The following is a 26,712-nucleotide window of genomic DNA, read 5'->3' as shown; positions in this document are numbered from 1 at the left end:
CGCGGGGGCAACCGCTTTGTGCGCGGGCCGTCCTGCTATATCGGCCTGCCGGGAGGCATCACCATGTCGCGGAAAATGGCGCTCATCACCGGCGCGTCGGCGGGACTCGGGGTTCACTTCGCGGAGCAGTTCGCGAAGGATGGACACGACGTCATCCTCGTGGCGCGCGGCGTGGCGAAGCTGGAGGAGCTGGCCCGCAGGTTGGAGCAGGCGCACGGAGTGAAGGCGCACGTGCTGCCGGCGGACCTGGGACAGCCCTCCGCGCCCGAGCAGCTCTTCGCGCGCGTGCAGGAGCTGGGGCTCGCGGTGGACTTCCTCGTCAACAACGCGGGGTTCGGCTCCTCCGGGGCGTTCCTGGAGCAGGACCTGGGGCGCGAGGCGGAGATGGTGGAGGTCAACTGCACCGCGCTCCTGAAGCTCACGCACCTGTTCGCGCGGCCCATGCGCGAGCGCAAGCAGGGGCGCATCCTCAACATCGCGTCCACGGCGGGCTTCCAGCCGGGGCCGTACATGGCCACGTACTACGCGACGAAGGCATTCGTGCTGTCGTTCACGGAAGCACTCGCGTTCGAGCTGGAGGGCACCGGCGTCACCGTGACGTGCCACTGCCCGGGCGCTACCAGGACGGAGTTCACCGCGCGCGCCGGCAACGCGGAGTCGCGGCTGTTCAAACGGGCCGGCGTGGCGGAGGCGCCCGAGGTGGCGAACCACGCCTACGCGGCGATGATGAAGGGGCAGGTCCTCTCCATCCACGGTGTCCTCAACCGGCTGGCAGCCTTCTCGCTGCGGTTCAGCCCCCGTGCCGCGGCGCGTTTCATCGCGGCGAAGCTCAACCAGCAGGCCTGAGCGGGCAGGGAAGCGGGCGCGGAACCCCTGGGCGCGGGCCGGGAGGAGGGTAGAGTGTCGGGCGTGTTTCGCCCCCCCTGGCTTCTCATCTCGTGCCTCGTGTCGCTCGCGTCACCTGCTCTCGCGCAGGAGGGGCCGGCCGCGGAAGTGACGCCGTCCACGGTGGCGGTGGTGCCCCTGGCGGCCAACGCGGCGGGGAAGGATGCCGCGCTGGGCATCACGTCGCTCATCGCGGGCCGGCTCGCGGAGTCGCCCCGGCTGCGCGTGCTGTCCCAGCGTGAGCTCCAGGTGAAGGTCGGCGCCGGGCGTCAGCAGGAGCTGGTGGGCGACAGCCCTTGCGAGAAGGGGGACTGCGTCCAGGCCCTGTCCTCGCTGACGGGCGCACGCTACGTGCTCACGGGCCGCGTGGACCGCTTCGGAGGGCAGTACCTCTTCACGGCCAGCCTCGTGGACACGACGGATGGCCGCACCCTTGCCCGGCCTCGCGCGGAGGCCTCCGAGGACGGCGAGCTGTTGCGCACGGTCGTCGCCGTCTCCGACGAGCTGAGCGTCGCGCTCGAGTCCCCCGGCGAGGTCGTCACCGCGCGGCCGCTCCTGGGTGGCGGCGCGGTCGCGTCGTCGCCGGGGGGCGGGCTGACGCTGGGGCTGCGCTTCAACAACAGCTTCATCGACAAGCTGGCGTCGTTGAACCCGGGCCTGGATCTGGAAGTGGGCTACTGGTTCCACCCGGAGTGGCAGGGCTTCGTCCAGGTGGGCTTCTCGCTGGTGCGCGCCGGCGGCACCGAAGAGGGCAAGGTCAGCGTGCTGCCCAGTATCGTGGGGGCACGGCACTACCACCGCCTGGAGAAGACCCTGCGGCCCTACTGGGGCTTCGGCCTGGGCGTGCAGCTTGCGTTCGGCGACTACGGCATCTTCCAGAACACGGGCCCGCTGCCGTCCGTGGTGGGCTTCGTGGGGTTGGAGTACCTGCTGGTGGGCCACGTGGCCTTCCAGATGGAGCTGGGGACGAACCTCGCGCAGGCAGTGCTGGGGCTCGCCGACGACGGCGCGGGCGACGGCCTCAATTTCGACGTCAACGCCGGCATCGCGTACCACTTCTGAAACCTCCGGAGCCTCTCATGTCCTCGCGTCTGCGCGCCCTGCCGCTCCTCGCCCTGCTGGCCTCCGGGGCCTGCACCGAAACGCCGAAGATGGATCCGAAGGACCAGGCGGAGGGGCTCTACCTCCGGGGCAACTCGGAGTACCTCCAGGGCAAGTTCGACGCCGCGCTCAAGTCCTTCGACGAGATGAAGGCCCTGGCGCCCGGGGACCCGCGCCTGCCCGCCGCGAGGGGCGAGGTGCTCCTGTCGATGAGCCGGCTGGAGGAATCCGAGAAGGAGTTCGCGGCCGCGCTGCGATTGGATCCGAAGCGCTCCACCAACTGGAGCCGGCTGGGGTTCATCCAGGCGCAGTTGGGCAAGAAGGACGAAGCGCGGCAGTCGCTGCAGAAGGCGCTGGCGCTGCATCCGAAGGACTTCAACGCGCTGGAGCAACTGGGCGAACTGGCCGAGGAGCGCGGCGACCACGACGAGGCGGTGCGCGACTTCACCCTGGCGGCCGAAGCCGCGCCGGAGGCGTCGAAGTCCGACCTGCTGGTGCGCGCGGTGGACGTGCTGACGAAACAGGGGCGGCAGGACGAGGTGCTCGGGGTCTTGCGCAAGGCGACGGGGCAGGGCGTGCGGACGCCGGAGGTGCTGACGGCGCTGGGCGACGCGGAGGTGCGCGCGGGCCGGTTGACGGAAGCGGCGGCGGCGTACGAAGAGGCCGCGAAGAAATCGCCCAAGGACCCGACGCTGTGGGAGCTGGTGGCGGAGATCCAGCTCAAGCTGGGCAAGCGTGACGAAGCGCTGAAGGCTTATGCCGAGTCGCTGAAGGTGAAGGACCGCGCTGTCGTCCACGTGGCGCTCGCGAAGGCACACCTGACGGTGGATGACCGCGCGGCGGCGGAAGCGGAGCTGCAGAAGGCCCTGGATACGGTGTCGGGGGCGGATGTGAGCGAGATGCAGGAACTCGCGGACCTGCTCTCGGCGATGGGGCGCAAGCAGGACGCCCTGCGCATCCTGACGAGCCTGGGCTCGGAGCCGGGGCACGCGAAGAACACGGAGCTGCAGTTGGCCACCGCGAGGCTCGCGCGTGACCTGAAGGACACGGCCACGGTCCAGGCCGCCTGCGCCCGCGTGGCCACGGCGGCGACGGATGGTGGCGTGGTGAAGTGCCCGTAGGCATGCGTCGTGGGTGGCTGTGCCTGCTGCTGTCGTTCCTGCTGACCGGCTGCGCGTCGGTCCGGGTCGTGCGTCTGGAGACGGGGAGCGCTGAGCCCGTCATCGTGACGCCCCGGGTGGACGACGAGGCTCCGCTGGAGGACGCGGAGCTGGAGCCGGATGAGTTCGAGAGAACGGTCGCGGTGCTCGCGCGGGATGTCCGGCCGTTCTCGCATCCGCTGCGGGAGGCTCGGGCGTTGTTCGGCGTGCCGGAGCGCAGTGGCGTGTTCGGGTATGAAGCGCGCACGCATCGGATCCGCCCTCTGGGGGAAGCAGAAGCACGGGAGCTGCACCTGCTGGACGATGCGTCGGCGGAGCTGACGCGTGCCTATGGGCGCTGGTGCGAGCGAAAGAAGCAGGGACGGGACTGTCTCTCGCTGCTGGAAGAAGGACCGATTCTTGGAAGCGACGGCCGCTATTCCCTGGCGCTGGCACTGGCGATGGACTCGGTGTGGGATGAGACGGCGGAGGCCCTTCGCGGCGTGGTGAATCCGCGAGCGGTGCTGGCCACGGTGACGGCTTCCGTCACGGTGTACCTGCTGCTGTGGTCGTTGCCGGAGCCCGTGTCCAAGGGCCTCGCGGCGCTGATGACCGCGACCGCCATCGCGTACCTGGGCGTGGACACGGTGTGGGGGCTGCTGGATGGGTGGTTGACGTTGGTGAAGCAGGCCGACCGCGCGATGACGTTCGACGAGCTGCGCGAAGCAGGGGAGGGCTACGGGAAGGTGCTGGGCAAGAACGCCGCGCGGGTCTTCGTGATGCTGGCCACGGCGGCGCTGGGCAACACGGTGGGGCTCGCGGCGAAGGCACCGGGGCTCCCGGGCTCCGCGCAGGCGGCGCTCGCGGTGGAGGCCCAGGCGGGCTACGCCTACGCGGGAATTGGAGGCGTGCGGTCCGTTGCCATGACCGCGGATGGCTTCACCATCGCCCTCGCGCCCAACGCGGTCGCCATGTCTTCACGAGGTGACAGCCAGAAGCACCACCTGGCGACCCTGCGGAACAGTGTGTCCACGCAGCGTGGCGGACCGTGGACGCCTCGCTTCCAGCGCATCTTCAAGAAGGCCGGGATGGAGCTGAAGGATCCGGAGAACGTCGTCGAAGTCCCGGGACATCGCGGCCCCCATTCGCAGCGGTACCATCAGCGCGTCTACGACCGATTGGAAGACGCAACGCGAGGGTGTCGGAGCATCGAGCAGTGCCGTGAGTTTCTCGTCGCCGAACTCAGGAAGCTGGCGCAAGAGGCCACCACGGAAGGCTCAAGCCTCCACAAGCTGCTCATGCGAAGCGAGTGATTCCGGAGCCATCCATGCCACGTCGCTACTTCCGGCTTCTCGATGACGTCACCCTCCCAGGACGATGGGAGCTGGGCATTCCCCTGGATGGTCATGGGTATGAGGTGGACGACCCTTGGATGTTCAGGGCGGGCCAGCCTGTCCCTTCACAACAAACGCTGAGCATTCCCGTGGAGCAGCCGGGAACGTCCCTCGACTTCTCCCTTGCTGGCTTCAGTACGCCCATTGTCAGTGCGCGGGTCGCAGTTGTTATTTCAGAGCTGGCAGCGCAGGACATCCAACTCGTGTCCGTGAACGTCGAGGGGCATGCGGAGCCGCACTTCATCCTCGTGGCGACCCGGCTCATTCGCTGCATTGATGACGCAGCATCCGAGGAGGTGATCCGGTGGACGCCTCAAGATGGCCGGCCGGATCGGGTGGGGCAGTATCGCGATGTCGAGGGCTTGCGCATTGATCCGACGCGGGTCGGGGATGCGAAGGTGTTCCGGACGTGGGGATGGTCCATCGCCCTCATCGTCTCCGAGGACATCAAGCTCGCCCTGGAGCGCATCCGCGCCACGGGAATACGGTTCACTGAAGTCTGATTGTCACGGCGTCACGAAGCTCCGAGGGGGACGACACATGCTGCGCCTGTGCGGTCTGCTGGTCCTGGGCCTGATGCTGGCGTGCTCGGAGTTGCCGCCTCCACCTGCTCCCCGGGCCTGGCCGCGCTCCCAGAACTCAGACCTTGGCACCGTGACGTCGGTGGAACGTGTGCACATCACCCGGGGCTTCGGGGTTTTTCGCGGCGCGACGCAGGAACCGACCACCGTCCACGAGGGGCTGTTGATCAGGCTCAGGGGCCTGAGTCCGCTGGAGTTCATGCCCACGGCCCTCATGCCACCCGCGCTGATGCTGGGGGAGAGCCAGGCACTGCTGCTGTCCATTCCGTATCAGGACTTTGAAGGCGGGGACTTCGTGCTCCTCACCGAGGCGCCACCGCCCGGCACCGAAGTGGGGCTGTGGCTGACCTCCGAGCGCTCACTGGCCCCGGCTGGACACCGGGGCGTGAACATCCGCACGCCTCCCGCCGAGGCACCCGTCGCTTCCTACCTCTCGCTGGAAGTACTCCGGGAGCAGCACGCCGGGCGCATGCGCATGGACGGCGTCTCCGCGCCCGAACTCTGCGCCAGCATCCAGATCGCTTGTGGCTTCGCGGAAACCACCCACGGCCGCATCGACTGCGGCCTGTGTCCCCGGGGGCAGACCTGCACCGCGGACAACACCTGCTGCACACCCGGGACCTGCGCCTCGCTGGGGCGCTCCTGCGGTACCGTGGTGCCGGACGGCTGCGGCCACTCGCTCGACTGCGGGGCCTGCCCCGTCCCTTGAGGCCTCCCGCCCGGGCCCACCCTGCCCGGGCGGTGTCACCGCTCCTTACGTCCTGCCGCCCTGCAGCTTCCGGTACACGCCCACCACCTGCCCCAGGATCATCGTGGAGCGGAAGTCCGAGCGGTTCACGTAGATGGGCTGCATCGTCGCGTTCGCCGGCTGGAAGCGGATGCGGTCCTGCTCCGGGTAGTAACGCTTCACCGTGGCCTCGTCCTCGATGAGCGCCACGACGATCTCACCCGGCTGCGCCGACGGCGTCTTCTTCACGAAGAGGTAGTCCCCGTCGTGGATGCCGTCGTCGATCATCGACTGGCCCTTGACCCTCAGCGCGAACACCTCCCGGCCGTTCACCCCGCCCAGCAGGAAGCTGTCGATCTTGACCGAGTCCTCCATGTGCTCCTGGGCCAGCGCCGGCGCACCCGCCGCCACCTTGCCCAGCAGGGGGATCTCCACCATGCCGGACTCCCGGCTCTTCATGCCGAGGCCCAACAGCAGCCTTGCCCGCTTGGTGGGCACCAGCGAGCGGCTCTGCTGCTCGCCGCGGGTCAGGTAGCCCTTGCGCTCCAGGGCCTTCAGGTGGTCGTTCACCCCGTTGGTCGAGCGGATGTCCATGTGCTCCCCAATCTCCCGGATGGTCGGGGGGAAGCCTCGGACCTCCGTCTCCTTCACGATGAAGGTCAGGATTTCGCGCTGGCGCTCCGTGAGCTCTTCCATGGCCGCACTCCTTCGCTCGGTCGCCCGCCTGCTCTGGCGGTGATGGGCAACAGAATTTCAGTGTCCCATGCTCCCTGAACATACGTGTAGAGTCAATCTGTTCAGTACCCCCACCCATACCCGCCGTGCTGCCTCGGGCCCGTCGTTCTCGCAGCTTGAGGAGGCGCGTTGATCTCGGCGTACACTTGGCGCCGCCGTGTCCGACCTCCGCCACACGCTGCTCTTCGTCGATGACGAGGCTGACGTCCTGGACATCCTCAACCGGATGTTCCAGCGACGCTACCGCGTCCTCACCGCCCCTCACGGCAAGGCAGCCCTGGAAATCCTGCGTACCGAGCCCGTGGACGTCCTCGTCACGGACCAGCGCATGCCGGAGATGACCGGCATCGACCTGGTCAACGCCGCGCGCTCGGAGGGCATCGAAGTCACGACGCTGCTCCTGACGGCGTACACGGATCCGCAGGACATCATCGCGGCCATCAACCAGGGCCAGGTGTACCGCTACGTCACCAAGCCCTGGGACGTGAACGACCTGCTCATCACCGTGAAGAACGCGGTGGAGTTCGCCCAGCTCAAGAAGGACAAGGAGAAGCTCATCCGCCAGCTGCACCAGCGGGTGGAGGCCCTCTTCGTCCTCTACGAGGTCAGCCGCGCCAGCGCGAACGACCCGGCCAGCTACGACGCCATCATCGACCGCGTGCTCACCGCCGTGGCCCGCGTGCTGCCGTATGACTGCGGCGCGGCCCTCATCGCGCCGGACGGCCAGCGCGGGGCCACGCTGCGGCTGCGCTGCGTGGGCAACGTGGGCGAGGAGGCCCTGCTGGGCGTCAAGGAGTCCATGCTCGGCGCGTACCGCAAGAGCAGCGGCCTGACGCTCCCGGAGGACCGGGTCATCACCCGCGTCACCGGCACCACCACGAAGGACTCCGCGTCCCCCGTCGTCTACCCCAACCAGCTCACGGTGAACCTCACCGCCGCGGGGAGGCCCGTGGGCATGCTGTCGCTGTTCTCCCACCGCGCGGATGCGTTCACGGAGGACGACGGGCTGCTCCTGGACGTGCTCGCCAACCAGACGGCGGACGCCATCCAGTCCCTGCGCAGCGCGGAGGAAGAGGCCCGCCACCGCATGGAGCGCATGGTCGCGTCCATGGCGGACGGCGTGGTGCTCACCGACGAGAAGAACGACATCGTGGTGATGAACCCCGCGGCCCGCCGCATCCTGCGCGCGGGGGAGGAAGGGCAGGGCCCCTCCAACCGCCTCCTGGAGGAGCGCCTGGGCTTCCAGCCGTTCCAGTTGGTGCGCAACCTGGAGTACAGCGGCCACCAGGTGCTGCGCGAGGACGTGAAGCTCTTCGACCGCACCGTGCAGACCACCGTGACGCCCGTCAACGACGCGCGCGGCACCCTGCGCGGCGTGTGCGTGGTCTTGCGCGACATCACCGACCAGAAGCGGCTGGAGGAGCGCAAGGACACCTTCGTCTCCATGGTGAGCCACGAGCTGCGCACGCCGCTCACCTCCATCACCGGCGCGCTGGACCTGGTCCTCAACCGGATGGCCGGGGACATCAACGAGCGGCAGCACCGCTACCTGTCGTTGGCGAAGGACTCCGCGGAGAAGCTCAACAGCATCGTGGACGACCTGCTGGACCTGTCGAAGTACGCGCAGGGCCGGCTGAAGATGAGCTTCGAGCGCATCTACCTGGAGGAGCTGGTCCAGCGCGTGGTGGAGAAGTACGGGCCCGCCTTCGCGGAGAAGCGCATCCGCGTCGTCCCCATGCTGCCGCAGCACCCGCTGCGCGCCATGGTGGACCCCAACCGCGTGAACCAGGTGCTCAACAACCTGCTCAACAACGCGGTGAAGTTCACGCCCGAGGGCGGCGAGGTGCGCGTGGAGCTGCGCGCCACGTCCAGCCTGCCCGGCTACGTGGTGCTGTCCTGCTGGAACAGCGGCGACCCCATCCCGGAAGAGAGCCTGGAGCGCATCTTCGACCGCTTCGAGCAGGCCCGCACGCAGGCGAACCGCACCGTGCGCGGCACCGGCCTGGGCCTGCCCATCTGCCGCAACATCGTGGAGGCCCACGGCGGCCGCATCTGGTCCGAGCCCTCGCACGACGGCGTGCGCTTCATCGCCGTGCTGCCCACGGAGCCGCCCCAGGACGTGCTGTCGCAGGCGGCCGTGGACACGCTGCTGCCGTCGCCGCAGCCCATCCGCGCGGACTCGCGCGGCAAGGTGCTCATCATCGAGGGCGAGCCCGAGGTGGGCCACATCATGAAGGCCCTGCTGGGCGCCCGGGGCTACCGCGTGCGCCTGGCGGGCTCCGCGGAGGAGGGGCTGTCCGCCGCGCGCAACATGCACCCGGACGTGCTGCTGGTGTCGGTGCGGCTGCCGGATGTGGACGGCCTGCGGCTGGCCGAGATCCTGCGGCATGATCCGGAGACGCGCCGCGCGCCGCTGCTGCTCACCTCCGCGTTCGACGAGCGCCAGCGCGCCTTCCGGGCCGGCGCGGACGCGTTCCTCGTGCGGCCGCTGGCGGGCGACAAGCTCCTGGCCACGGTGGACTCGCTGGCGCGCGGGCGGGCCGGGGCGCAGCACGGGCGCGTGCTGGTGGTGGACGACGACGTGAAGATCGCCTTCATCTGCCGCGAGGTGCTGGAGGGGCTGGGCTTCGAGGTCGGCGTCGCGCACAGCGTGGAGGAGGGCCGCCGTTCGCTGCGCGAGCGCAGGCCGGACGCGGTGCTGCTGGACGTCACGCTGCCGGACGGCGACGGGTTCGCGTTCCTGGAGGAGATCAAGGCCGAGCGCGCCAGCGGCCACATCTCCGTCATCTTCATCTCCGCGCGCACGGAGACGTCGTCCAAGGTCCGCGCGCTGAAGCTGGGCGGGGACGACTACATCACCAAGCCCTTCGACGCGCTGGAGCTGGGCGCGCGTGTGGAGAGCATGCTGCGGCGCAAGGAGCAGGAGCTGTCCTCGTCGCCCACCACGCAGCTGCCCGGGTCCACCGCCATCGAGCGCGAGGTGCAGCGCCGGCTGGGCGCGCGCCAGCCGTTCGCGTTCTGCTACCTGGACCTGGACAACCTCAAGGCCTACAACGACTACTACGGCTTCGCGAAGGCAGACGGCGTGGTGCGCCAGACGGGCGACCTCATGCGGGAGATCTTCCAGCAGGAAGGCGCCCCGGGGGACTTCCTGGGCCACGTGGCCGGCGACGACTTCGTGTTCATCACCTCCGTGGAGTCCGTGGACCGCGTGTGCCAGCGGGCCATCGAAGCGTTCGACCGGATCATCCCGCTCTACTACGACCGGCACGACCGGGAGCGCGGCCACATCGAGGCGGAGGACCGCTTCGGGGAGAAGCGCCAGTTCCCCATCATGAGCGTGTCCGTGGTGGCGGTGATGACGGACGGCGTGGCGCATGACCACGCGGAGCTGGCGCGCCGGGCCGCGGACATGAAGAAGCGGGCCAAGGCGATTCCTGGCTCCGTCTTCCTGCGCAGCGACTTAGAGCGCGTGGTCCGGTCCGTCACCGGATGAGGCTCTACCAGCAGCTCATCCTCTTCATGCTCGCCGCGACGGTGCTGCCCCTGGCCATCGTGGGTTTCCTGCTGTTGTCGCGCTCGGAGCAGGCGCTCGCGCAGCGCATCGATGATCAGCAGCGCGCGCTCGCCACGGCCACCGCGGAGGCGGTGGAGGCGAACCTGATGGAGGTGGTCAACGGCCTGGCCCGCTCCGCGGAGCTGTTGCCCTGGGAGCGCGCCACGCCGGACGAGGTGCGCGGCATGCTGCTGCTCCTCTACGGCCAGTCCACCACGGTGAGCGCGGTCATCCAGGCGGACGCGCACGGCAAGCCCCTGGGGCCGGCCGTGTTCCGGAGCGCCGAGCCGCTCGAGCGCCACCCCGCCTTCGACGCCGCGAACGTCCCGCAGCTGGCGAACGCGGTGCCGGTGGAGCAGTTCCGGGACGGGGGCAAGGGACAGGCGGCGCTGGGCACCGCGTACGTGCACCCGGGTTCGGGCGCGGCCGCCGTGGCGGTGGCGGTGAAGCTGGGGGCCTCGGAGGAGGCGCCGTACGCCATCGCGGAGCTCGTCTTCACGCAGCTGGAGGCGCTGCTCGCGCGGCGCGCGGACGATGGGCAGCAGCTGGACGTGGTGGACAGCGAGGGGCGCATCCTGGCCAGCTCACAGCCCTCGCGGCGCATGGCTGCGCTGGAGCCGGAGCTGCGCGAGGCGCAGGCCTCCGCGCAGGGGACGGACACCGGGCGCAGCTTCCAGCTGAAGGACCCCGCGCGCCGGGCGAGCGTGGCCTGGGTGAACACGCTGGAGATGGGCGTCGTCGTGACCGAGGACGAGGCCCTGGCGCTGACGCCGGTGCGGGAGCTGCGCACCACGGTGCTCGCGTCCGTGGCGGGCGCGCTGCTGGTGCTGCTGGCGCTGGGCGCGCTCTTCACCCGGCGCCTGGACCGGCGGCTCGCGCAGGTGGTGCAGGGCGCGGAGGCCTATGGCCGCGGCGAGCTGGAGCGCCGCCTGCCGGTGGAGGGCCACGACGAATTGAGCGAGCTTGCGTCCACCTTCAACCGAATGGGCGAGGAGCTGGAGGCGTCTCGCGCTCGGCTGATGAGCTGGAACGACGACCTGCGCGTCCGGGTGGAGGAGGCCACGGCGGACCTGCGGGCGGCGCAGCTCCAACTGGTGGAGGCGCAGAAGCTGGCGGCGGTGGGCCAGCTGGGCGCGGGCGTGGCGCATGAAATCAACAACCCGCTGGCCGGCATCCTGGGCAACGTGCAGCTCCTGCTGCTGGACCGGGGCGCGGACGACACGGACTTCGAGACGCTGCGGAAGATTGAACAGAGCGCCAAGCGCTGCAAGGACATCACCCAGAACCTGCTGCGCTTCTCCCAGCAGCGCGAGCGTCCGGACCTGCGGCCCGTGGACCTGAACGCGGTGGTGCGCGACGCGCTGAGCCTCACGGAGAACCAGACGCGCGGAGAGGGCGTCGACCTGGTGACGGAGCTGAGCGCGGAGGTGCCTCGCGTGAAGGCGGACCCCGGGCACCTGTCACAGGTGGTGCTGGCGCTGCTGTCCAACGCGCGTACGGCGATGCTGAAGACACCCGTGAAGCGGCTCACGCTGCGCACCGGGGAGCGCGATGGCATGTGCACCCTGGAGGTGGAGGACACCGGCAAGGGCATCGCGGAGAACATCCGGCCGCGCATCTTCGAGCCCTTCTTCACCACGAAGGACGTCTGGTCCAATGTGGGCCTGGGCCTGAGCGTCGCGTGGCGCATCATCACGGAGGCCGGGGGGACGCTGGAGGTCCGCTCGGAGGCAGGGCAGGGGGCCCGGTTCACCATCGTGCTGCCCCGGGCATAGAATCCACCGTGTTGTGCTAGCTAGGGCCCCCGCATGGCCGCTCCCTCCTCCCGCAAACGACAGGTGCCGTTCCTCGTCGGGCTCGTGCTCATCCTGGCCGCGCTGCCGGTGGGTTGGTTCGTCTTCCTGAGGGAGACGCCCGCGCCGCTGCCGCCCGCCGCGCCGCCTCGCGCCGTCGTCGCGGCCGCGGAGGCGAAGAAGGTCGTGGAGCTGGTGCTGAGCCAGTTCGACGGCAACGTGGAGGTGCGGCACGGTGAAGGCGCCTGGGAGCCCGCGCGCAAGGACATGCCGTTGCGGCCCACGGACGTGGTGCGCACCGGCCGCGGATCCTGGGCGGTGGTGCTCAACGGCGAATCCGTGGAGCTGCGCATGGAGTCCGACACGGAGATCTCCGTGGAGCAGCTGTCGAACGAGCTGTCGAAGGTGCTCCTGAGCAGCGGTCTGGCCACCGCCACCGTCCGGGGCCGCCCCAACGTCCGCCACACCTTCATCCTGAAGGCGAAGAACGGCGACGCGGAGGCCAGCACCTCCCAGGGTACCTTCACCATGAGCAACAACGGCAAGGGCACCGTGAGCGTGGGCACCCGCGAGGGTGACGTGAAGCTGACCGGCAAGGAGGGCAAGTTCGTCATCGTCCGCGCCGGCCAGCGGTCCATCGTCCGGCCCGGCCAGGCCCCCACCGAGCCCGCGCCCATCCCCAGCACCGTGTTCGTGAAGATGGACTGGCCCAAGGCCAAGAAGCAGCGGGAAGCGAAGCTCGTCGTGACCGGCCACACGGAGCCGGGGACCCGGGTGATGATGAACGGCGCTGTCGTGGCCACGGACGCGGACGGAGGGTTCACGCTCGACCTCGACCTCAAGGAAGGCGGCAACCCCGTCCGGGTGACCGCCGTGGGGGTGGGCGGTACGCCCCAGGAGGAGAAGCGCGAGCTGATCCTGGACACGAAACCCCCGATCGAGGTCGATGCCGGGACGCTCTGGTAGGGCCACCGGGGGCCACCGCACTGATCCGTCGGGCGGGACTCCAGGTCCTGTGCTGGAGGGCCCACCTCCTGGGTGGGGCAGAGAGGGGCCGCCGGCTCCGGCCCCGATGGGGGCCGCCTTCCTGCCGCCAGTGGCAGCAAAGTGGTGCAGTCCCGGTGGAGGGCCCTGTAGAGTCGGGACGCCCTGGAACGTCTCCTGCTCACCGCGCTGGTGTTGGTCTGTGCCCCGGTCTGGGCGGCTTCGGTGGAGCTGCTCGGCCCGGACGTGCCCGTGCCTCCGGAGGGCTTCACGGTCGCGGCGGTGCGCCGGAACGCCGGGGGCCAACCGGGGGCGTTCACCCCGTCCTCGGTGACGGCGGAGGGCGCGGAGCTCAAGCCCGGACCCGAGGCGCCTCCCCTGCGCACCTGGGTCGTGGTGCCGAAGCCCAAGGTGCGCGAGGTGGTGGTGCGCGTGAAGGGCGACGGCGAGGAGGCCCAGGCCCGCTATGCCGTGGGGCCGCCCGCGAGCCACATGGAGCTGTCGCTGGAGCCCGCGCTTCCGGTGAAGGGGCGCGACAAGCAGGCGACGCTCACGGTGCGGCGGCTGCGGCCGGACGGCACTCCGGACGACAGCGGCGCGCCCCCCGTACTGCGCGCGAGCACCGGGCAGGTGGAGGGGCTCCAGCACACGGGACCGGGCACGTACACCGCGCGCTATGTGCTGCCTCCGACGCGCCTGCCCGAGGTGGCCATCCTGGTGGCCCTGTCCGCGTGGCCGCATCCTCAGTCGGTGCACGGGACGTATGGGCGACTGCTGGTGCCACTGGCGTCGTCGGTGAACCTGCCTGGCCGCAGCGAGCCCGGGGGAGAGGTGTCGCTGGAGGTGGCGGGGAAGCGCTTCGGGCCCGTGCCGGTGGCCGCGGACGGACGCTTCGTGCTGCCGCTGGTGGTGCCTCCGGGCCATCCCATCGCGCGGGGCGAAGTGAAGGACGATTCGGGCCACGTGGAGCGCATCGCCATCGACCTCCAGCTGCCGCCCACGGATGGCCTGGCGTGCGTGCTCAACCCGCAGCGGCTTCCAGCGGACGGCGTGTCCCAGGCCCGGCTGTTGTGCGCGACGAGCGATCCGAAGGGGCTCCCCGTGGCGGATGCGCGCGTCACGGTGAAGGCGAAGCATGGCCGGCTGGAAGGGCCCCAGCGGGATACGAACGGCATGCTGGAGTGGCGCTACACGGCGCCGGGCACGCTCGCGGAGGATGAGCGCATTGAAGCGGCGTGGCCGCAGCGGGGCCCGGGCTCGCGCGAGTCGCTGCCGATGCAGCTGGTGCAGGGTGCCGTGCGCGACGTGACGGTGTCGCTGTCCGAGCCGATGGTGCACGCGGGCACGACGGCGCGCGTGGTGGTGACGGCGCGCGATGCGGCAGGGCAGCCCCGCGCGGAGGCGAAGGTGGTGCTGTCGTCACCCGTGGGGACGGTGGGCCCGGCGGTGGAGTCCCCGCCGGGGACCTTCACGCTGCCGTGGACCGCGCCGCAGGAGATGCCCGGGCCGAGCACGGACGTGACGGTGCGGGCCTACGGTCCGATGGGCACGGAGCCCGCGCGGCTCGCGGTGTGGCGGCGGGAGCAGACGCTGGTCGCGGGCGTGGTGGACCTCGCGGGATGGCCGGTGCCCCGGCAGCCGCTCCGGGTGGACGGCGTGGAGAAGGTGACGGGGGAGGACGGGACGGTGGACGTGGGCTCGATCTGGACCCCCAAGGTGCGCGTGTCGCACGGCGTGTGGCCGGGGCTCGACGTCACGGTGTACTCGCTGGGGGCGCAGCGGCTCGTGTTCCCGCTGTCCCCGCCGCTGGTGCCCGAGCCTGTCGTGAAGCGGGTGGAGCTGGCGCCGCCGCTGCCGGTCAACGTGCGGGTGCGCGTGGAGGGCGCGCGGGTGACGTGCTGGGTGGAGGACTCGAGCGGCCAGGTGCTGAAGGACCGGCCGGTGCACGTCGCGCTGTCCGAAGGCGAGCGGAGTGACGAGTCGGTGCAGGACGGGCTCACGCGCTTCACGGTGCGGGGTGCCCGGGGGCTCGTGAGCGTGTCCGTGGCGGACGTGCGCACCGGCGTGACGGCGGTGGAAGAGGTGCGGCCTTGAGGTCCCCGCGCCCGGCGCATCGCGAGGTGCAAGCGGCCGGGAGCGGCCGGGACGGGGCACCTGCATGCGGCGAGGCGGCTGGATCCACCGCAGTGGTCGCGTCCGGGGCAGGTGACATCCGAACAGGACCGCTTCCGCGCCAGGATGTGCTCACGGGCTTGCCCGTGCCCAGCACGCCGACGCGCGATGTCCGGGCAGGAGCACGGGCGTGGCGGATGGCGGCAGGCCACGTCCTCGTGCTCGTCCTGCTCCTGCTGTCGTCCGGGGCGTCCGCGCAGGCGCTGTCCGCTGACCTGCCCGCGCAGGCTTCGACCATCGCGGGGCGTGTCTGTGTCGACGTGGACGGCGATGGCCTCTGTGGACCCGATGAGCCCGGGCTCGCGGATGTGCGGCTGGTGCTGGCCACGGGTCGTGAGGTGCGCACCGATGCGTTCGGCCGCTACCACCTCACCGGCGTGGACTCGCGCGTGCCGGACCTGACCGATGGCCCGCACCTGCGCCCCGGACGCCATGCGCTGAAGGTGGATCCGCGCAGCCTGCCGCCCGCCAGTCAGGTGGTCCCCCGGACCGCGACCGTGGAGGTGCCTTGGGGCGCCGCTGTCCTCCAGGACTTCGCCGTGCGGCCTCCGCCCACGCGCCCGTCCGCGCCCGCTCTCTCCGCCCCCAGTCGTCCCCCCGAGGCCCGCGTCGCGAACGGCGGACTCCGTTTCGTGATCAGCGGCAAGGCCTCCCCCGGCGACCGGGTCCGCGCGGGCGACGTGGACGCAACGGTGGAGGAGTCCGGCGCGTGGCTCGCGACCGTTTCGCTCCAGCCCGGAAGGAACGTCGTCACCCTCACCACCACCTCGCCGGGTGGGGCGGTGGAGTTCACCCAGCAGTCCTTCGACGTCGTGCGACGCGGTGAGCACGGCTGGCTCGTCATCCCCCGCGAGCGGCAGCGCCTGGGCGCCGTGCGCGGGCTCTCTGCCTCCGCGCCACTGGCCGCGGGAGACACGTTCCTGCGCCTGGAGGTGCCCCCCGGCACCGAGGTGACGTCTCCTGGCGCGAGCCTCCACGCGGGCCCCGACGGTGAGGTCCGTCTGCCCGTGCGGCTCGTGCCGGGACGCAACACCGTCCCCATGACGCTGGCTCCGCCGTCGCAAGCCCCGAGCACCGTGACGGTGTCCGTGGAAGCGCGGGCCCAGGCCTTCGCCGTGGGCCTGCTCGACGTGGAGGCCAGCATCGCGCCTGCTGGCGGTGGCTTCCGGCTGCGGGGGCGCGGTGCCCTTCACGGTGAGGCCCAGCTGGGGCCCATTCAGGTCGTCGGCGAGCTGGACCTGAACGACAACGACCTGCGCCAACTGCACGACGCGCCGCTCGCGGACTGGTTGCGTCCCCGGCTGCCCGAGCGCTACGACCGCTGGCCCGACCCCGACCTCGTGCCGGCGGAGTGGGGCGATGCTTCCGTGTCCCTCACGCCCAACCCCACCGAGGGACGCCTGCGCCTGGAGGCCCGGCACGAGCAGTACGGCCGCGCGGGCTTCGGCACCTGGCGCGCGCTGCTCCAGGACCGCGAGGTGGGCCGCTACCACCGCCCGCTCTTCGGCCCCTACGCGGAGCTGCACGAACACCTGGGCCCCGTGCGCGTGGGCCTGGACGTGTTCGCTGGCGGGCTGCTGGACCCCACGCGCGGCTTGGCCGCGACGCCCGCGCACGAGGAGCTGCGGGCCACCGGCGGCAGCCTCTACTACCTGGGCGGCGGCACCGTGGCGGAGGGCTCCGAGCTGGTGCGCGTGGAGGTGCGCGACGGCGTCACCGGCCTGCCCCTGGGCGAACAGCACCTCATCCGGGGCCGCGACTACGACATCGACTACCTCGCGGGCCGCATCCTGCTCGCGCGCCCGCTGTCGTTCATGACCGGCGCGTCGCTCCTGCGCACGGACGCGCTCACCCAGGCGCCGGAGCCGGTGCTCGTCGTGGACTACGCCGTGCTGCACACCGGGGACCCTCGCGACTCCGTGGGCGGCGAGGCCTGGGCGCGCTGGCGCGACTCCACCGTCGGCCTGTCCGCCGTGCGCGAGCGCCGTCTGGGGGCTCCCTTTCAACTGCTGTCGGGGCGGGGCCAGACGAAGCTGGGCGGCTACTCGCTCCTCGCCGAGGCCGCCAGCAGCCGGGGCCTCGCGGTGGAGTCGGGCGTGTTCGGCGTGTCGGACGACGGCGGCCTGTCCTTCCTCCGGCCGGTGGGCACGCAGGACGACCACGGCGGCGCGGTGGGCCTGCGCCTCAGCGGGCCTGGCGTCCTGGGCCCCGCGCATGGCGGCTCCGTGGATGCGGCATGGCGTGAGCGCTCGCGGGGCTTCTCCGATGGCGCGCACCTGGACGCCGCGCGCTTCCGGCAACTGTCCCTGCGCGTCACCCAGCCCGTGGGCCCGGTGGAGTTCACGCTCCTGGGCGACGAGCGCCGCTCGGCGGATCCGCGCCTGCCCTTCGAGGACACGCCCTTCGGCGCCCGCACGCTGGGCGCCGCCGTGGGCTACGACCGCGATGAATGGGGCGCGCGCGTGGAGCTGCGCGACAGCTGGCTGCGCGCCACCGAGGTGCCGGGTGAGGGCGACGCGCTCGATGGCGGCCGCACGTCCCTGGGCGTGGCGGGCCACTACGCGCTGTCCTCGCGGCTGACCCTGTCCGCGGGTCACCGGCAGCAGCTGAACGGGCGTGGCGCCGGCCTGGGCAAGAGGGACGACACCTTCACCTCCGCGGGCGTGGACGTGTCACTGGACGAGGACACCACCGTCGGCGTGAAGGGCGGCTGGGGCCCCGAGCTGGGCCCGCAGGCCTGGCTGGATGCTCGCGTGCGGCGCGGACGGGAGACGTACTACGGCGGCTACTCGGTGGACGTGGACGGGCCGGACTTCGGCGCGGGCCGCGCGGTGACGGGCGCGCGCACGGAGGTGGGGGACGGCACCACCGTGTTCGTGGAGGACGTGAGCGCGCATGACGCCATGGCGGTGCGGCGGGCCCGCGCCGTGGGCTTCCAGTGGGAAGCAGGGCGCAGCGGCATCAGCGCGGGCGTCCGCTACGAGCGCGGCGTGCGCCACCCGCTGGACATCGACAGCGACCTCACGCGCGACGTGGCCAGCGTCTCCGCGCAGTGGCTTCGCGAGCGCTTCCGCGCGGACGTGCGCGCCGAGCTGCGCCACGAAGAGGGCACCCCCGCGCGCGGCGCCTCCGGCCCGGTGGATCGCACCCAGGTGGTGCTGGCGCTGGCCGCCGAAGCCCAGTTGATGAAGGACGTGACGGCCTCCGGACGGCTGGACTTCGCGCACACCGTGGGCCGCGAGGGACTGGAGGCCCGGTTCGCGGAAGGGTTCGCGGCGCTCGTCTGGCGGCCCGGCCCCTGGCTGGTGGTGGCCCGCTACGGCCTCACCCGCGAGCTGTCCCCCGGCGCCCGCTTCGTGTTTGGAGACCGGGTGCTCCAGACGGTGTCGCTGATGCCGGCGGTGCGCCTGGGCGAGCGGCTCTCCGTGGCGTCGGGGCTGCACGTCGGGCGCTCCAGCCTGGGCGCGTCGTCGCGCTGGGTGTGGACGGGCACGCTGCGGCCCTCGGTGCGGGTGCTGGGCGGACTGGAGGTCGCGGTGGAGGCCGCTCAGCGCACGTCCGCGGCGGATGACCGGGGGTTGAGCGCGCTCCGGCCGGAGGTCGCCTGGCGCATGGACGAGCGCATGCGGGTGGCCCTGGGGTACACCGTCCTGGGCTTCAGCGGCTTGGGTCTGGAGGGCAATCCGGAGGATGCTCCGGACCGCCTCTATCTCCGGGCGGAAGTGGCCTGGTAGTCGCCGGGCAGAGGGACGTCGAACGTGCGAGTCGGGTGGATCATCCTGGGGCTGGGGTTGTGCGCGGGCGCGGCGCACGCGAAGTGGACCCTCGTCCAGACCCAGACGGGCATCCCCAAGAGCGTGACCGTCTTCCGGCCCGGCTTCTTCGCCGTGGCGACCGACACGCAGCTGTACGTGTCGCGCGACGGCAGCGTGACGACCCTGAACGAGGGCATGGCGGGCAGCTTCCTGCGCGGCCCTGACTGCGTGGTGGGCATCCGCACGGACGGCACGCTCCAGAGCGTGAACGGCTGCTCTCCCTCGGACAACGGCCGGCGCCTGTTCCCCGACGACGGTAACGAGTACGCGGTGAGCGCCGTGCGCGTCACGGCGGACGGAGGCGTGGGCTACGCCGTCGCCGCGGAGCTGCCCTTGAAGACCCCGCAGTTCCGTTCCTCTCTGGTCCCTCCGGACGGCGGCACGGCCGAGTGGGGCGTCCTGGCGCCTCCCCAGCCGGGGCAGAATCCGCAGCCGCAGCTGGCGGTGCTGCCCCCGCAGGCGGATGGACTTCCGCACGCGCTGTTCTCCGTGTCCTCGGCCAGGGCCAACTTCGTCTGGTACCGGGGGACGACGGGGGTGCCCTACACCGCCATGGGCAGCCCCGCTCCGAACTCGGCTCACAGTGTGGCGCTGCTGCCAGGCGCGACGCCGGACAGGCCGCTCGCGTTCTTCGGCAACGACCTGGGACTGTTCCGGGGCATCCTGGGCAGCGCCGCCAATCCGTTCGAGCCCATCCCGCTGGCGCCCGGTGCGGTGGACGCGCTCGCGTTCGACGTGGCGAGCGGCTCCAGCGCGGGGACGGGCTTCGGTCTGCTGCTCCTCAAGCAGGCCGACGGCAAGGTGCTGGCGTTCAGCGCGGAACCGGTCGTACCGCTGGCTCTGCCCGGTGCGCTCTGGCGGCAGAACACGGACCTGCCGCCGGGCATCACCCAGTCCGCGCTGCAGCTGGCCTGCGCGGACGCGTCCTACTGCGTCGCCGTCCTCAACGCGCCCACCCAGAACGTCCTCATCTACGAGAACGCGAACGCCCCCAATGTGAACGAGCTGCCGGCCAGCATCCGCGTGGACGAGGGCACGACGCAGGACGTGCAGCTCAAGCTGCGCGACGGCGACGGGGACGCCGTGCGGCTGTCGGCCACGGTGCGCGCGCCGGGCGGTCCGCTCTCCGTCGACCAGGAGCCGCTCGACTCGCGCGAGGACAGCGGGCTCAAGCTGAAGCTCACCGCGCCCCCGGCCATCTGCGCGAGCCAGACGTCGTACCTGGACGTGGTGGCCTCCGACGGACTGCGCACGCACGACACGCCGAAGGCCATCGCGCTGGAGCTGCGCCACGCCGTCGCGCCCGGCGCGCCCCAGGGGGCCACGCTGGCCGTGGAGACCGGCGCCTTCTTCATGGGCGGACCCGCGGGCACGCTCACTCCCACGCGGGGCCTCACCGGCTGCGAGCCCGTCAAGTACACCTGGACGACGCCGGCCCGGGCGCCGGTGCTCACCGAGAACGCCGTGGGCGTGGCCACGCTCACGCCGCCCTCCACCCGGGCGGACCGCTGCAAGGACGGCACGACGACCTTCAACTACGAGGTGCGCGCGTACGACGGCGAGCTGAGCTCCCCGCCGACGGTCGTCCCGGTGCCGCTCCTGCCGTGGGGCCCCCCCGACGCGCCGTTCACCAGCGGCATGCGCGAGGTCTACTCCGGCACGGCCCTGGCCCCCCAGGCGACGCACCTGTGCGCGGCGCCTCCGGGGACTCCGCCCACGCCGGGGCTGCCGCCGGTGTCCACGTTCTGGTCGGTGCTGGAGAACTCCTCGGGCGTGTCGGTGTCCGCCGTGCTGGGGAACGACCGGCGCCCGGTGGGCTCGCAACCGCTGGAAGGCAACTCCGTGCTGCTGGCCTCCGCGACGTGCGTGGACACGCTCCAGCTGAAGCTGCGCGCCTTCAACCGCATCACCGTGGACGGCCATGTCCTCACCGGCCCTCCGTCCGACGTGGACATCGCGGTGAAGCCGCGGTGGGTGCCGGTGGACGTGGTGCGCGCGGAGGTGGCGTTGGATCCGCCGGAGGAGCGCAAGGTGCGCGGTCGCGTGACGACGAACCCGCCGGTCAACTGCACGGGCACGCGGGCCCTCTCCACGGTGGTGACGCTGGAGGACCCGGCGGACCCGAAGCGCGTCTTCGCCACGCGGACGTACCCGTGGGCCGCGGGCACCTTCGAGCTGGACCTGCCCCCCACCTGCGGCAGCGCCAGCTACACCGTGCGGGCGCGCGTGCAGGAGTCGTTGGGCGAGAGCACCATCAAGACGCCGGACGTGCTGACGTCCGCTTCGCGCGACGCGCGCGACGTGGAGCTGGGGGAGCTGGACGGCGAGCTCATCGCCACCTGCGGCCAGGGCGCCCGGGGCACGCTGCGCCAGACGATTCCGGAAGGGGCCTGCTCCGCGGTGGACCTGAGGTGGGCGCATGGCGGCGGCCCGGCGCTGGAGCCGCTCGTGTCGCAAGGGGACTCGGTGTCGCTGGCCACGGTGGACACGCAGCTGGAGACCCTGGTGGGCGAGCGCGTCACCCTGGACGTGACGGCCACGGGCGAGGGCGCCAGCGGGGCGGCGCGCCAGCACGCGGTGCGCATCGGCGCCCGGCCCTTCGTGACGGTGGACCGGCGCACGGAGACGACGGGGCTGGGCAACGACTCCGGCCAGTTCGGCGTCACGGTGACGCTGCGCAACGACACCGCCTGCGACGTGAGCTCCATCCGCTACGCGGAGACCGTCACCGGCGCGCAGGTGCTGCCCCAGAGCGTGACGCTGAACGGCCGGCCGGTGACGCCGGTGAACGTGACGGAACAGCACTTCGAGGTGGAGCCGGTGCCGCTGCCCGCGGGCGCCACCGCGAAGCTCACGTACGTGGTGCGGCCGGCGCTGCTGACCCCGCCGACGTACTCGGGGACCGCGACGCTGCGCGACGTCGTCGTGTCGCGGATGGAGCCGCCGCCGGAATCCACTTCGGGCTGCGGGTGCTCCGGCGGGGGCTCGGGCGTGACGGCCTTCGGGCTGGGCGCGCTGGCGTGGGCCGCGCGGCGCAGGCGCGGCGTCAGAGCCCGAAGCTGATGCGCTGGCGGCGGTTGGGCGTCTCCTGACGCTCCTCCAGCACGCCGGACAGCTCCAGGCCGCGCAGGGTGGCCAGGGCCTCGCGCTCCGACAGGTCCGTGAGGGCCAGCAGGTCCTCCACCGTCTTCGTGCCGTCCGCGAACGCGAGCAGCAGGGCCTGCGGCCCGTTCAGCTTCAGCTCGTGCAGGCCGTAGGGCGGATCCGCCGCGGGGAACAGGCGGCGTCCGGGCGCCATGCGCTGGCGCAGCGCCACCAGCGTCTCCGTGCGCGCGACGCCCTCCAGGATGAGGTCGCCCGGGAAGAGCGACAGCGGCACCAGGTCCGCTCGCTGCGGCCGCATGGGGCTGAAGCCGTAGCCCCCCTCCGTCCACGCGAAGGTGGACCAGAGGATGTCCTTCACCTGTTCTTCCAGCAGCTGGCGGCGCTGCTTGGGGCTCAGCAGGCCGCGCTTGAGCAGCGCGTCGCCGGTGCGCAGCGAGTGCTCGCGCGCATAGCCCGCGGCCTCCGCGAGCTGGCTCTCCGTGAGCGCGCCCTTGCGCAGGCAGAAGCGGCCGAAGCGCTCCGGGGCCAGGTTGGAGGCGGCGTACACGACGCGGCCCGCCTCGAAGTAGACGACCTTGAGCACCGTGCCCTGGCGCAGCTTCAGCTCGCCGTGGTGGCGGGCCTCGTAATAGGCGTTGAGCAGGCGCGGCACCGACGTGTGCGCCAGGTCTCCGCCGAGCGACCACTCCGGCAGCTGGCGGCGCTGGCGCGCGGGGGCGGGCGCGGCCTCCGTCCACACGGCGCCGCGCTGGGCGAAGGGCAGGGGCAGGGCCTCGGACACGCCGGAGGCCTCCTCCGGGAGCGCGGGCTCCTCGGACGGTTCGGACGGCTCGGAGGGTGCGCCGACGGACTCGAGCGCGGGCTCGTCCTGCGAGGGGGACTCCTCCTGGACCAGCTCCTCCAGGACGAGCAGGTCCACCTCGTCGAGCAGCTCCCCGTGCGTCACGGGCGGCACGCCGGCGGCCTCCTCCAGCGCGTCGAGCACGGCGTCCAGCTCGAAGGGCTTCTCGAAGAAGGTGCGTGCGCCGTGGACCTGCGTGGCCTCCTGGGCGAAGCGGTCGCCCTTGTAGACGCCGCTGACGGCGATGGCGGGGATGGCGTGGGCCCGCAGCGCGCCCAGCACTTCGCTGCCGCGGATGTCCGGCAGCAGCAGGTCCACCAGCGCGGCGTCGAAGCGGGTGGTGGGGCCCAGGGCTTCCAGCGCGGACTCGCCGGTGAAGACGGTGAGCGCCTCATGGCCCCGGTTCTGCGCCACCGTGGCGATGAGGGAGGCGAGTTCCTGGTTGTCCTCCACGATGAGCAGTCGCGCCATGGGCGGCCAGACCCTACCATCAACCCCATGAAGGACGTTCAGGGCTTCCACCACGTGGCGATCCAGGCGAAGGACGTGGAGCGCGTGACCGCGTTCTATCGCGACCTGCTGGGCTTTCCGGAACTCAAGCGCCACCAGCGGGAGGACGGCACCCTGCGGAGCGTCTGGGTAGGCGTCCCCGGGGGGGCCTTCCTGGCCATCGAGGCGGTGGACGGGATGCCGGAGGTGGTGCCCTTCCGCCATCCGGCGCCGGGGCTGCTGATGTTGGTGTTCCGGATTCCCCGTGAGGCGCGAGGTGGGGTGGTGGAGACCTTGGCCCGGGCGGGGGTGCCGCTGGAGCACGAGACGCGCTGGACGCTCTACGTGCGGGACCCGGAGGGCAACCGGGTAGGGCTGAGCCACCATCCAGACGACTAGGGGGGCGTGCCCGGCCGGGTGCTTGCGGAGGGTGACGGGGCATGGCTACAAGCGGCCCCATGCGCCTGGGTGAACTGCTCGTGAAGGACGGCCTGGTGTCGGCGGCGGCGCTGGAGGAGGCGCTGGAGTCGCAGGTGGTCCACGGCGGCCGGCTCGGGACGAACCTGGTGGAGCTGGGGCTGCTGTCCGAGCAGGACCTGGCGAAGGCGCTGGGCAAGCTGCACAACTGCGCCTACGCGTCCGGGGAGATGGTGCCCGACCCGAAGGCCGTGGCGCTGGTGCACCCGAACGAGGCGGACGACAAGGAGTTCCTGCCGATGCGGGCGGACGCGACGCGGCTGAGCGTCGCGGTGGTGAACCCGCATGACTTCCCGACGTTGGACGCCATCGCGTTCAAGACGGGCAAGCGGGTGGTGCCGGTGGTCATCCCGGAGTTCCGGATGAACCAGCTGCTGCGGCGGCACGCGAAGGCGTTCCGGCAGCTGCGGGCCATCGACATGGAAGCCGTCCGGCCGAGGCCCGCGAAGGGCGCGGCGGTGGAGCTGGCGAAGGCGGCGGAGCGGCCGCCGGACCTGATGAGCGAGGAGGAGTTCCAGTCCGTCTACGCGCAGGCGCTGCGAGGTGGTTCGGACGCGGAAGCCGAAGCGGACGTGCTGGAGGGGGAGATCATCATCACCGGGGAAGAGGTGATGGAGGCGCCCGTGGCCGCGCCGCCCCAGGGCCGGCCCGCGGTCCCAGCGCAGCCGCGTCCCGGAGCGCCGCGAGTGGACATCCCCGCGCACGTGGCCCCGTCGGTGCCAGCGCCCGGAGTGCCCGCGCAAGCCGCCCGGGCCGCGAGCACCCAGGGCCAGCCCGGAGCACAAGGAGTGCCCGCGCACCTCGCGGTGCAGCCCGGAGCGCAGGGCGTGCCCGCGCACGTCGCGGCGCAGATGGACGCGCAGGGAGTGCCCGCTCAGTCCGCGACGCACGGAGTGCCTGCACACCTCGCGGGTCAGGCTGGAGCGCAACGCGCTCCCGCGCATCTCGCGGGTCAGGCAGGCATGCCCGCTCATGTCGCGGGTCAGGCTGGAGCGCAACGCGCTCCCGCGCATCTCGCGGGTCAGGCAGGCATGCCCGCTCATGTCGCGGGGCAGTCCGGAGCGCAGGGTGTGCCGGCGCATCTCGCGGCTCAGGCCGGAGCGCAGGGCCTCGCGGCTCAGGCTGGAGCGCAGGGGGTTCCTGCCCACCTCGCGGCTCAAGCTGGAGCGCAGGGGGGGCCTGCTCACCTCGCGGCTCAGGCCGGAGCGCAGGGCGTGCCCGCGCATGTCGCGGCGCAGGTCGGTGCTCAAGGAACGCCGGCTCATGTCGCGGCCCAGGTCGGAGCGCAGGGCGTCCCCGCGCAGGCGCGTGGTGGTGCTGGCGTGCCTGCTCACGTCGCGGGCCAGGCGAGTGCCGGTGTGCCCGCGCACGTCGCGGCCCAGGCTGGCGCTGCGGGCGCGGTGCCTCCCGGTGCTGTCGCTACTCCCGTGGCCGCGAAGCCGGCGGCTCCTCCTCCGACGCCGCTCACGTTCCCGGAGGCCCAGGCGGAGCTGGGGCGCAGCTCGGACCGCGAGGACGTGGCCCGGACGGTGCTCCGCTTCGCGATGGGCAAGTGGCGCCGGTGCCTGCTGCTGTCCGTGCAGGGCAACCTCGTCACCGGCTGGCACGGCATGGGGCAGGGCGTGAGCGACGAAGGTGTCCGCCGCATCGGCGTGCCGCTGCGCGACCAGAGCACCTTCCGCCTCGTGCGCGACCTGCGCTCCCACTACGTCGGGCCCGTGAAGCGCGACGCGGCGATGGGCATGTTCTACCGCCTCATCGGCGGAGGCTTCCCCTCGACGGCGGTCATCCTGCCGCTGCTCGTGCGCGGCAAGGTCGTGCACCTGCTCTACGTGGACAACGGCGCGGAGCAGTTCACCCCGCCGGACGTGGGCGAGCTGCTCATCCTCTCCCAGGGCGTGGGCCGCTCGTACGAAGCGATGATGCGGCGGCGCAAGAGCGCGTAGCGCCGCCCACGCTCACCCGTTGCCCGTGGACCGCTCCGTGTCGCAGGCCAGCACGGGCAGCGCATCCGGCCGGTCCCACAGGACGAAGTGGCTGCACCCGTCCAGCTCCACCACGTTCAGCCCCGGCTTCGCGCGCACGGCGCTCTCCCGCATGGAGGCGGACTCCAGCACCCGGTCCTTCCCTGGCACGAGCACCGTGCCGCGCCGCACGTTCCCGAACAGGGACGCGTCGCGCGACTGACTCCAGGCCTCGATGTCCCGCAGGTTGGCCATCATCGTCGCCACCCGCTTCGGGTTGAACGGGAAGGCCATGATCAGCTCTCGCTTGCGAGCATTCTCCAGCGGCCCCCACGCGCCCCGGTTGTGCCGGGCAATCGGCGCCATGCGCCACAGCGGGATGAGGAACGGCAGCAGCCAGAGCTGTGACGGCGTCAGGCTCCGGTAGGGACGGGCCTGCGGGAGCACGGGCGCCTCCAGCACCACCTCCACCCGCTCGAACAGGTCCGGCCTCAGCTTCGCGGCCTCCAGGACGACGGCGCCTCCGCGCGAATGGCCATGGACGCGGATGACGTCCGTGCGGGGCAGGTGCTCCAGGGCCTGCACCAGCACGCCAGCGTCGTGGGCGATGGTGCCCTCCGGCTCGGCGGGGACCTTCGCCCAGGGCGCGGGCTCCTCGCGGTGGCCCGAGATGGGCAGGTGGTAGTCACAGCTCGTCAGCAGGATGAGCTGGAGGTCGGGCTCGCGGTAGTGGTGCGTGAAGTAGCGCATGTCGGCCACGAAGCCGTGCATGACGATGACCGTGGCGCGGGGCTGCTCGCATCTGCGCTCGGCGATGACGGCCTTGCCCACCCGGTAGACGTGGCCGTCGAAGGGCTCGCTCGCGCGGGGCACGCCCACGCGGTTCATCAACCACCAGCGCGCGGCCGGCACGAGGACGGCGGCGCCAGCAAGGACTCCAAGAGCCACGGACAT

General features: G+C 71.8%; 17 protein-coding genes. 14 read left to right on the top strand and 3 right to left on the bottom strand.

From position 1 onward, the window contains the following. The first annotated feature begins 63 nt into the window (after window positions 1-63). From JYK02_RS35175 to JYK02_RS35150, 6 genes are all read left to right on the top strand, one after another. Entirely contained in the window at window positions 64-846 is a 783-nt protein-coding gene (locus tag JYK02_RS35175) for an SDR family NAD(P)-dependent oxidoreductase (RefSeq protein WP_207057304.1), read from the top strand. Between the two features lie 63 nt (window positions 847-909). Beyond that, complete coding sequence (locus JYK02_RS35170) at window positions 910-1,947, top strand: hypothetical protein (RefSeq protein WP_207057303.1); 1,038 nt, start codon at window positions 910-912, stop codon at window positions 1,945-1,947. Window positions 1,948-1,964: 17 nt separating this feature from the next. Continuing rightward, window positions 1,965-3,107, top strand: a complete 1,143-nt coding sequence (locus JYK02_RS35165; protein WP_207057302.1) for a tetratricopeptide repeat protein — start codon at window positions 1,965-1,967, stop codon at window positions 3,105-3,107. 2 nt (window positions 3,108-3,109) lie between these two features. Beyond that, a complete protein-coding gene (locus tag JYK02_RS35160) occupies window positions 3,110-4,438 on the top strand; it encodes an AHH domain-containing protein (protein WP_207057301.1) in 1,329 nt (442 codons plus the stop codon). A gap of 14 nt (window positions 4,439-4,452) precedes the next feature. Further along, window positions 4,453-5,022: an imm11 family protein gene (locus tag JYK02_RS35155; RefSeq protein WP_207057300.1), complete on the top strand. Its 570-nt coding sequence runs from the start codon at window positions 4,453-4,455 to the stop codon at window positions 5,020-5,022. Between the two features lie 37 nt (window positions 5,023-5,059). Then, entirely contained in the window at window positions 5,060-5,809 is a 750-nt protein-coding gene (locus tag JYK02_RS35150) for a hypothetical protein (RefSeq protein ID WP_207057299.1), read from the top strand. Window positions 5,810-5,854: 45 nt separating this feature from the next. On the opposite strand, the gene lexA is transcribed toward JYK02_RS35150, so the two are convergent. Continuing rightward, on the bottom strand, window positions 5,855-6,523 hold the full coding sequence (gene lexA, locus JYK02_RS35145; RefSeq protein ID WP_120523468.1) for a transcriptional repressor LexA: 669 nt from the start codon (window positions 6,521-6,523) through the stop codon (window positions 5,855-5,857). Between the two features lie 196 nt (window positions 6,524-6,719). On the opposite strand from lexA, the gene JYK02_RS35140 reads away from it, so the two are divergent. The 6 genes from JYK02_RS35140 to JYK02_RS35115 all read left to right on the top strand — a co-directional run bounded on the left by JYK02_RS35140 (window position 6,720) and on the right by JYK02_RS35115 (window position 21,945). Next, on the top strand, window positions 6,720-10,058 hold the full coding sequence (locus JYK02_RS35140) for a response regulator (protein WP_207057298.1): 3,339 nt from the start codon (window positions 6,720-6,722) through the stop codon (window positions 10,056-10,058). Continuing rightward, window positions 10,055-11,893, top strand: a complete 1,839-nt coding sequence (locus JYK02_RS35135; protein WP_207057297.1) for a sensor histidine kinase — start codon at window positions 10,055-10,057, stop codon at window positions 11,891-11,893. The genes JYK02_RS35140 and JYK02_RS35135 overlap by 4 nt, the downstream gene beginning before the upstream one ends. A gap of 33 nt (window positions 11,894-11,926) precedes the next feature. Beyond that, window positions 11,927-12,877 (top strand): FecR domain-containing protein, encoded by a 951-nt coding sequence (locus JYK02_RS35130; protein WP_207057296.1) that lies wholly within the window; start codon window positions 11,927-11,929, stop codon window positions 12,875-12,877. Between the two features lie 243 nt (window positions 12,878-13,120). Next, on the top strand, window positions 13,121-14,989 hold the full coding sequence (locus JYK02_RS35125; protein ID WP_347402655.1) for a hypothetical protein: 1,869 nt from the start codon (window positions 13,121-13,123) through the stop codon (window positions 14,987-14,989). Between the two features lie 215 nt (window positions 14,990-15,204). Next, window positions 15,205-18,801, top strand: a complete 3,597-nt coding sequence (locus JYK02_RS35120) for a flagellar motor protein (protein WP_207057295.1) — start codon at window positions 15,205-15,207, stop codon at window positions 18,799-18,801. A 24-nt stretch (window positions 18,802-18,825) separates the two neighbouring features. Beyond that, window positions 18,826-21,945 carry a hypothetical protein gene (locus tag JYK02_RS35115; protein WP_207057294.1) on the top strand — a complete coding sequence of 1,040 codons (3,120 nt, stop codon included), beginning with the start codon at window positions 18,826-18,828 and terminating at the stop codon, window positions 21,943-21,945. Here JYK02_RS35115 and JYK02_RS35110 read toward each other — a convergent pair. Then, a complete protein-coding gene (locus JYK02_RS35110; RefSeq protein WP_207057293.1) occupies window positions 21,929-23,299 on the bottom strand; it encodes a response regulator in 1,371 nt (456 codons plus the stop codon). The genes JYK02_RS35115 and JYK02_RS35110 overlap by 17 nt on opposite strands. A gap of 27 nt (window positions 23,300-23,326) precedes the next feature. Here JYK02_RS35110 and JYK02_RS35105 point away from each other — a divergent pair, with 27 nt between their 5' ends. Further along, window positions 23,327-23,716: a VOC family protein gene (locus JYK02_RS35105; protein WP_207057292.1), complete on the top strand. Its 390-nt coding sequence runs from the start codon at window positions 23,327-23,329 to the stop codon at window positions 23,714-23,716. A gap of 59 nt (window positions 23,717-23,775) precedes the next feature. After that, window positions 23,776-25,740 carry a general secretion pathway protein GspE gene (locus JYK02_RS35100; protein WP_207057291.1) on the top strand — a complete coding sequence of 655 codons (1,965 nt, stop codon included), beginning with the start codon at window positions 23,776-23,778 and terminating at the stop codon, window positions 25,738-25,740. Window positions 25,741-25,752: 12 nt separating this feature from the next. On the opposite strand, the gene JYK02_RS35095 is transcribed toward JYK02_RS35100, so the two are convergent. Further along, on the bottom strand, window positions 25,753-26,712 hold the full coding sequence (locus tag JYK02_RS35095) for an alpha/beta fold hydrolase (RefSeq protein WP_207057290.1): 960 nt from the start codon (window positions 26,710-26,712) through the stop codon (window positions 25,753-25,755).

The organism is Corallococcus macrosporus, from assembly GCF_017302985.1.
Classification (GTDB): domain Bacteria; phylum Myxococcota; class Myxococcia; order Myxococcales; family Myxococcaceae; genus Corallococcus; species Corallococcus macrosporus_A.
The sequence above is the reverse complement of the archived record's forward strand: the minus strand, read 5'-3'. Positions and strand labels throughout refer to the sequence as shown.

Excerpts from the sequence above, each read along its gene's own strand:
- JYK02_RS35175 (WP_207057304.1), top strand. The coding sequence starts at position 64 with ATGTCGCGGAAAATGGCGCTCATCACCGGCGCGTCGGCGGGACTCGGG.
- JYK02_RS35165 (WP_207057302.1), top strand. The coding sequence starts at position 1,965 with ATGTCCTCGCGTCTGCGCGCCCTGCCGCTCCTCGCCCTGCTGGCCTCC.
- JYK02_RS35160 (WP_207057301.1), top strand. The coding sequence starts at position 3,110 with ATGCGTCGTGGGTGGCTGTGCCTGCTGCTGTCGTTCCTGCTGACCGGC.
- JYK02_RS35155 (WP_207057300.1), top strand. The coding sequence starts at position 4,453 with ATGCCACGTCGCTACTTCCGGCTTCTCGATGACGTCACCCTCCCAGGA.
- JYK02_RS35150 (WP_207057299.1), top strand. The coding sequence starts at position 5,060 with ATGCTGCGCCTGTGCGGTCTGCTGGTCCTGGGCCTGATGCTGGCGTGC.
- lexA (WP_120523468.1), bottom strand. The coding sequence starts at position 6,523 with ATGGAAGAGCTCACGGAGCGCCAGCGCGAAATCCTGACCTTCATCGTG.
- JYK02_RS35135 (WP_207057297.1), top strand. The coding sequence starts at position 10,055 with ATGAGGCTCTACCAGCAGCTCATCCTCTTCATGCTCGCCGCGACGGTG.
- JYK02_RS35130 (WP_207057296.1), top strand. The coding sequence starts at position 11,927 with ATGGCCGCTCCCTCCTCCCGCAAACGACAGGTGCCGTTCCTCGTCGGG.
- JYK02_RS35120 (WP_207057295.1), top strand. The coding sequence starts at position 15,205 with ATGGCGGCAGGCCACGTCCTCGTGCTCGTCCTGCTCCTGCTGTCGTCC.
- JYK02_RS35110 (WP_207057293.1), bottom strand. The coding sequence starts at position 23,299 with ATGGCGCGACTGCTCATCGTGGAGGACAACCAGGAACTCGCCTCCCTC.
- JYK02_RS35105 (WP_207057292.1), top strand. The coding sequence starts at position 23,327 with ATGAAGGACGTTCAGGGCTTCCACCACGTGGCGATCCAGGCGAAGGAC.
- JYK02_RS35100 (WP_207057291.1), top strand. The coding sequence starts at position 23,776 with ATGCGCCTGGGTGAACTGCTCGTGAAGGACGGCCTGGTGTCGGCGGCG.
- JYK02_RS35095 (WP_207057290.1), bottom strand. The coding sequence starts at position 26,712 with ATGTCCGTGGCTCTTGGAGTCCTTGCTGGCGCCGCCGTCCTCGTGCCG.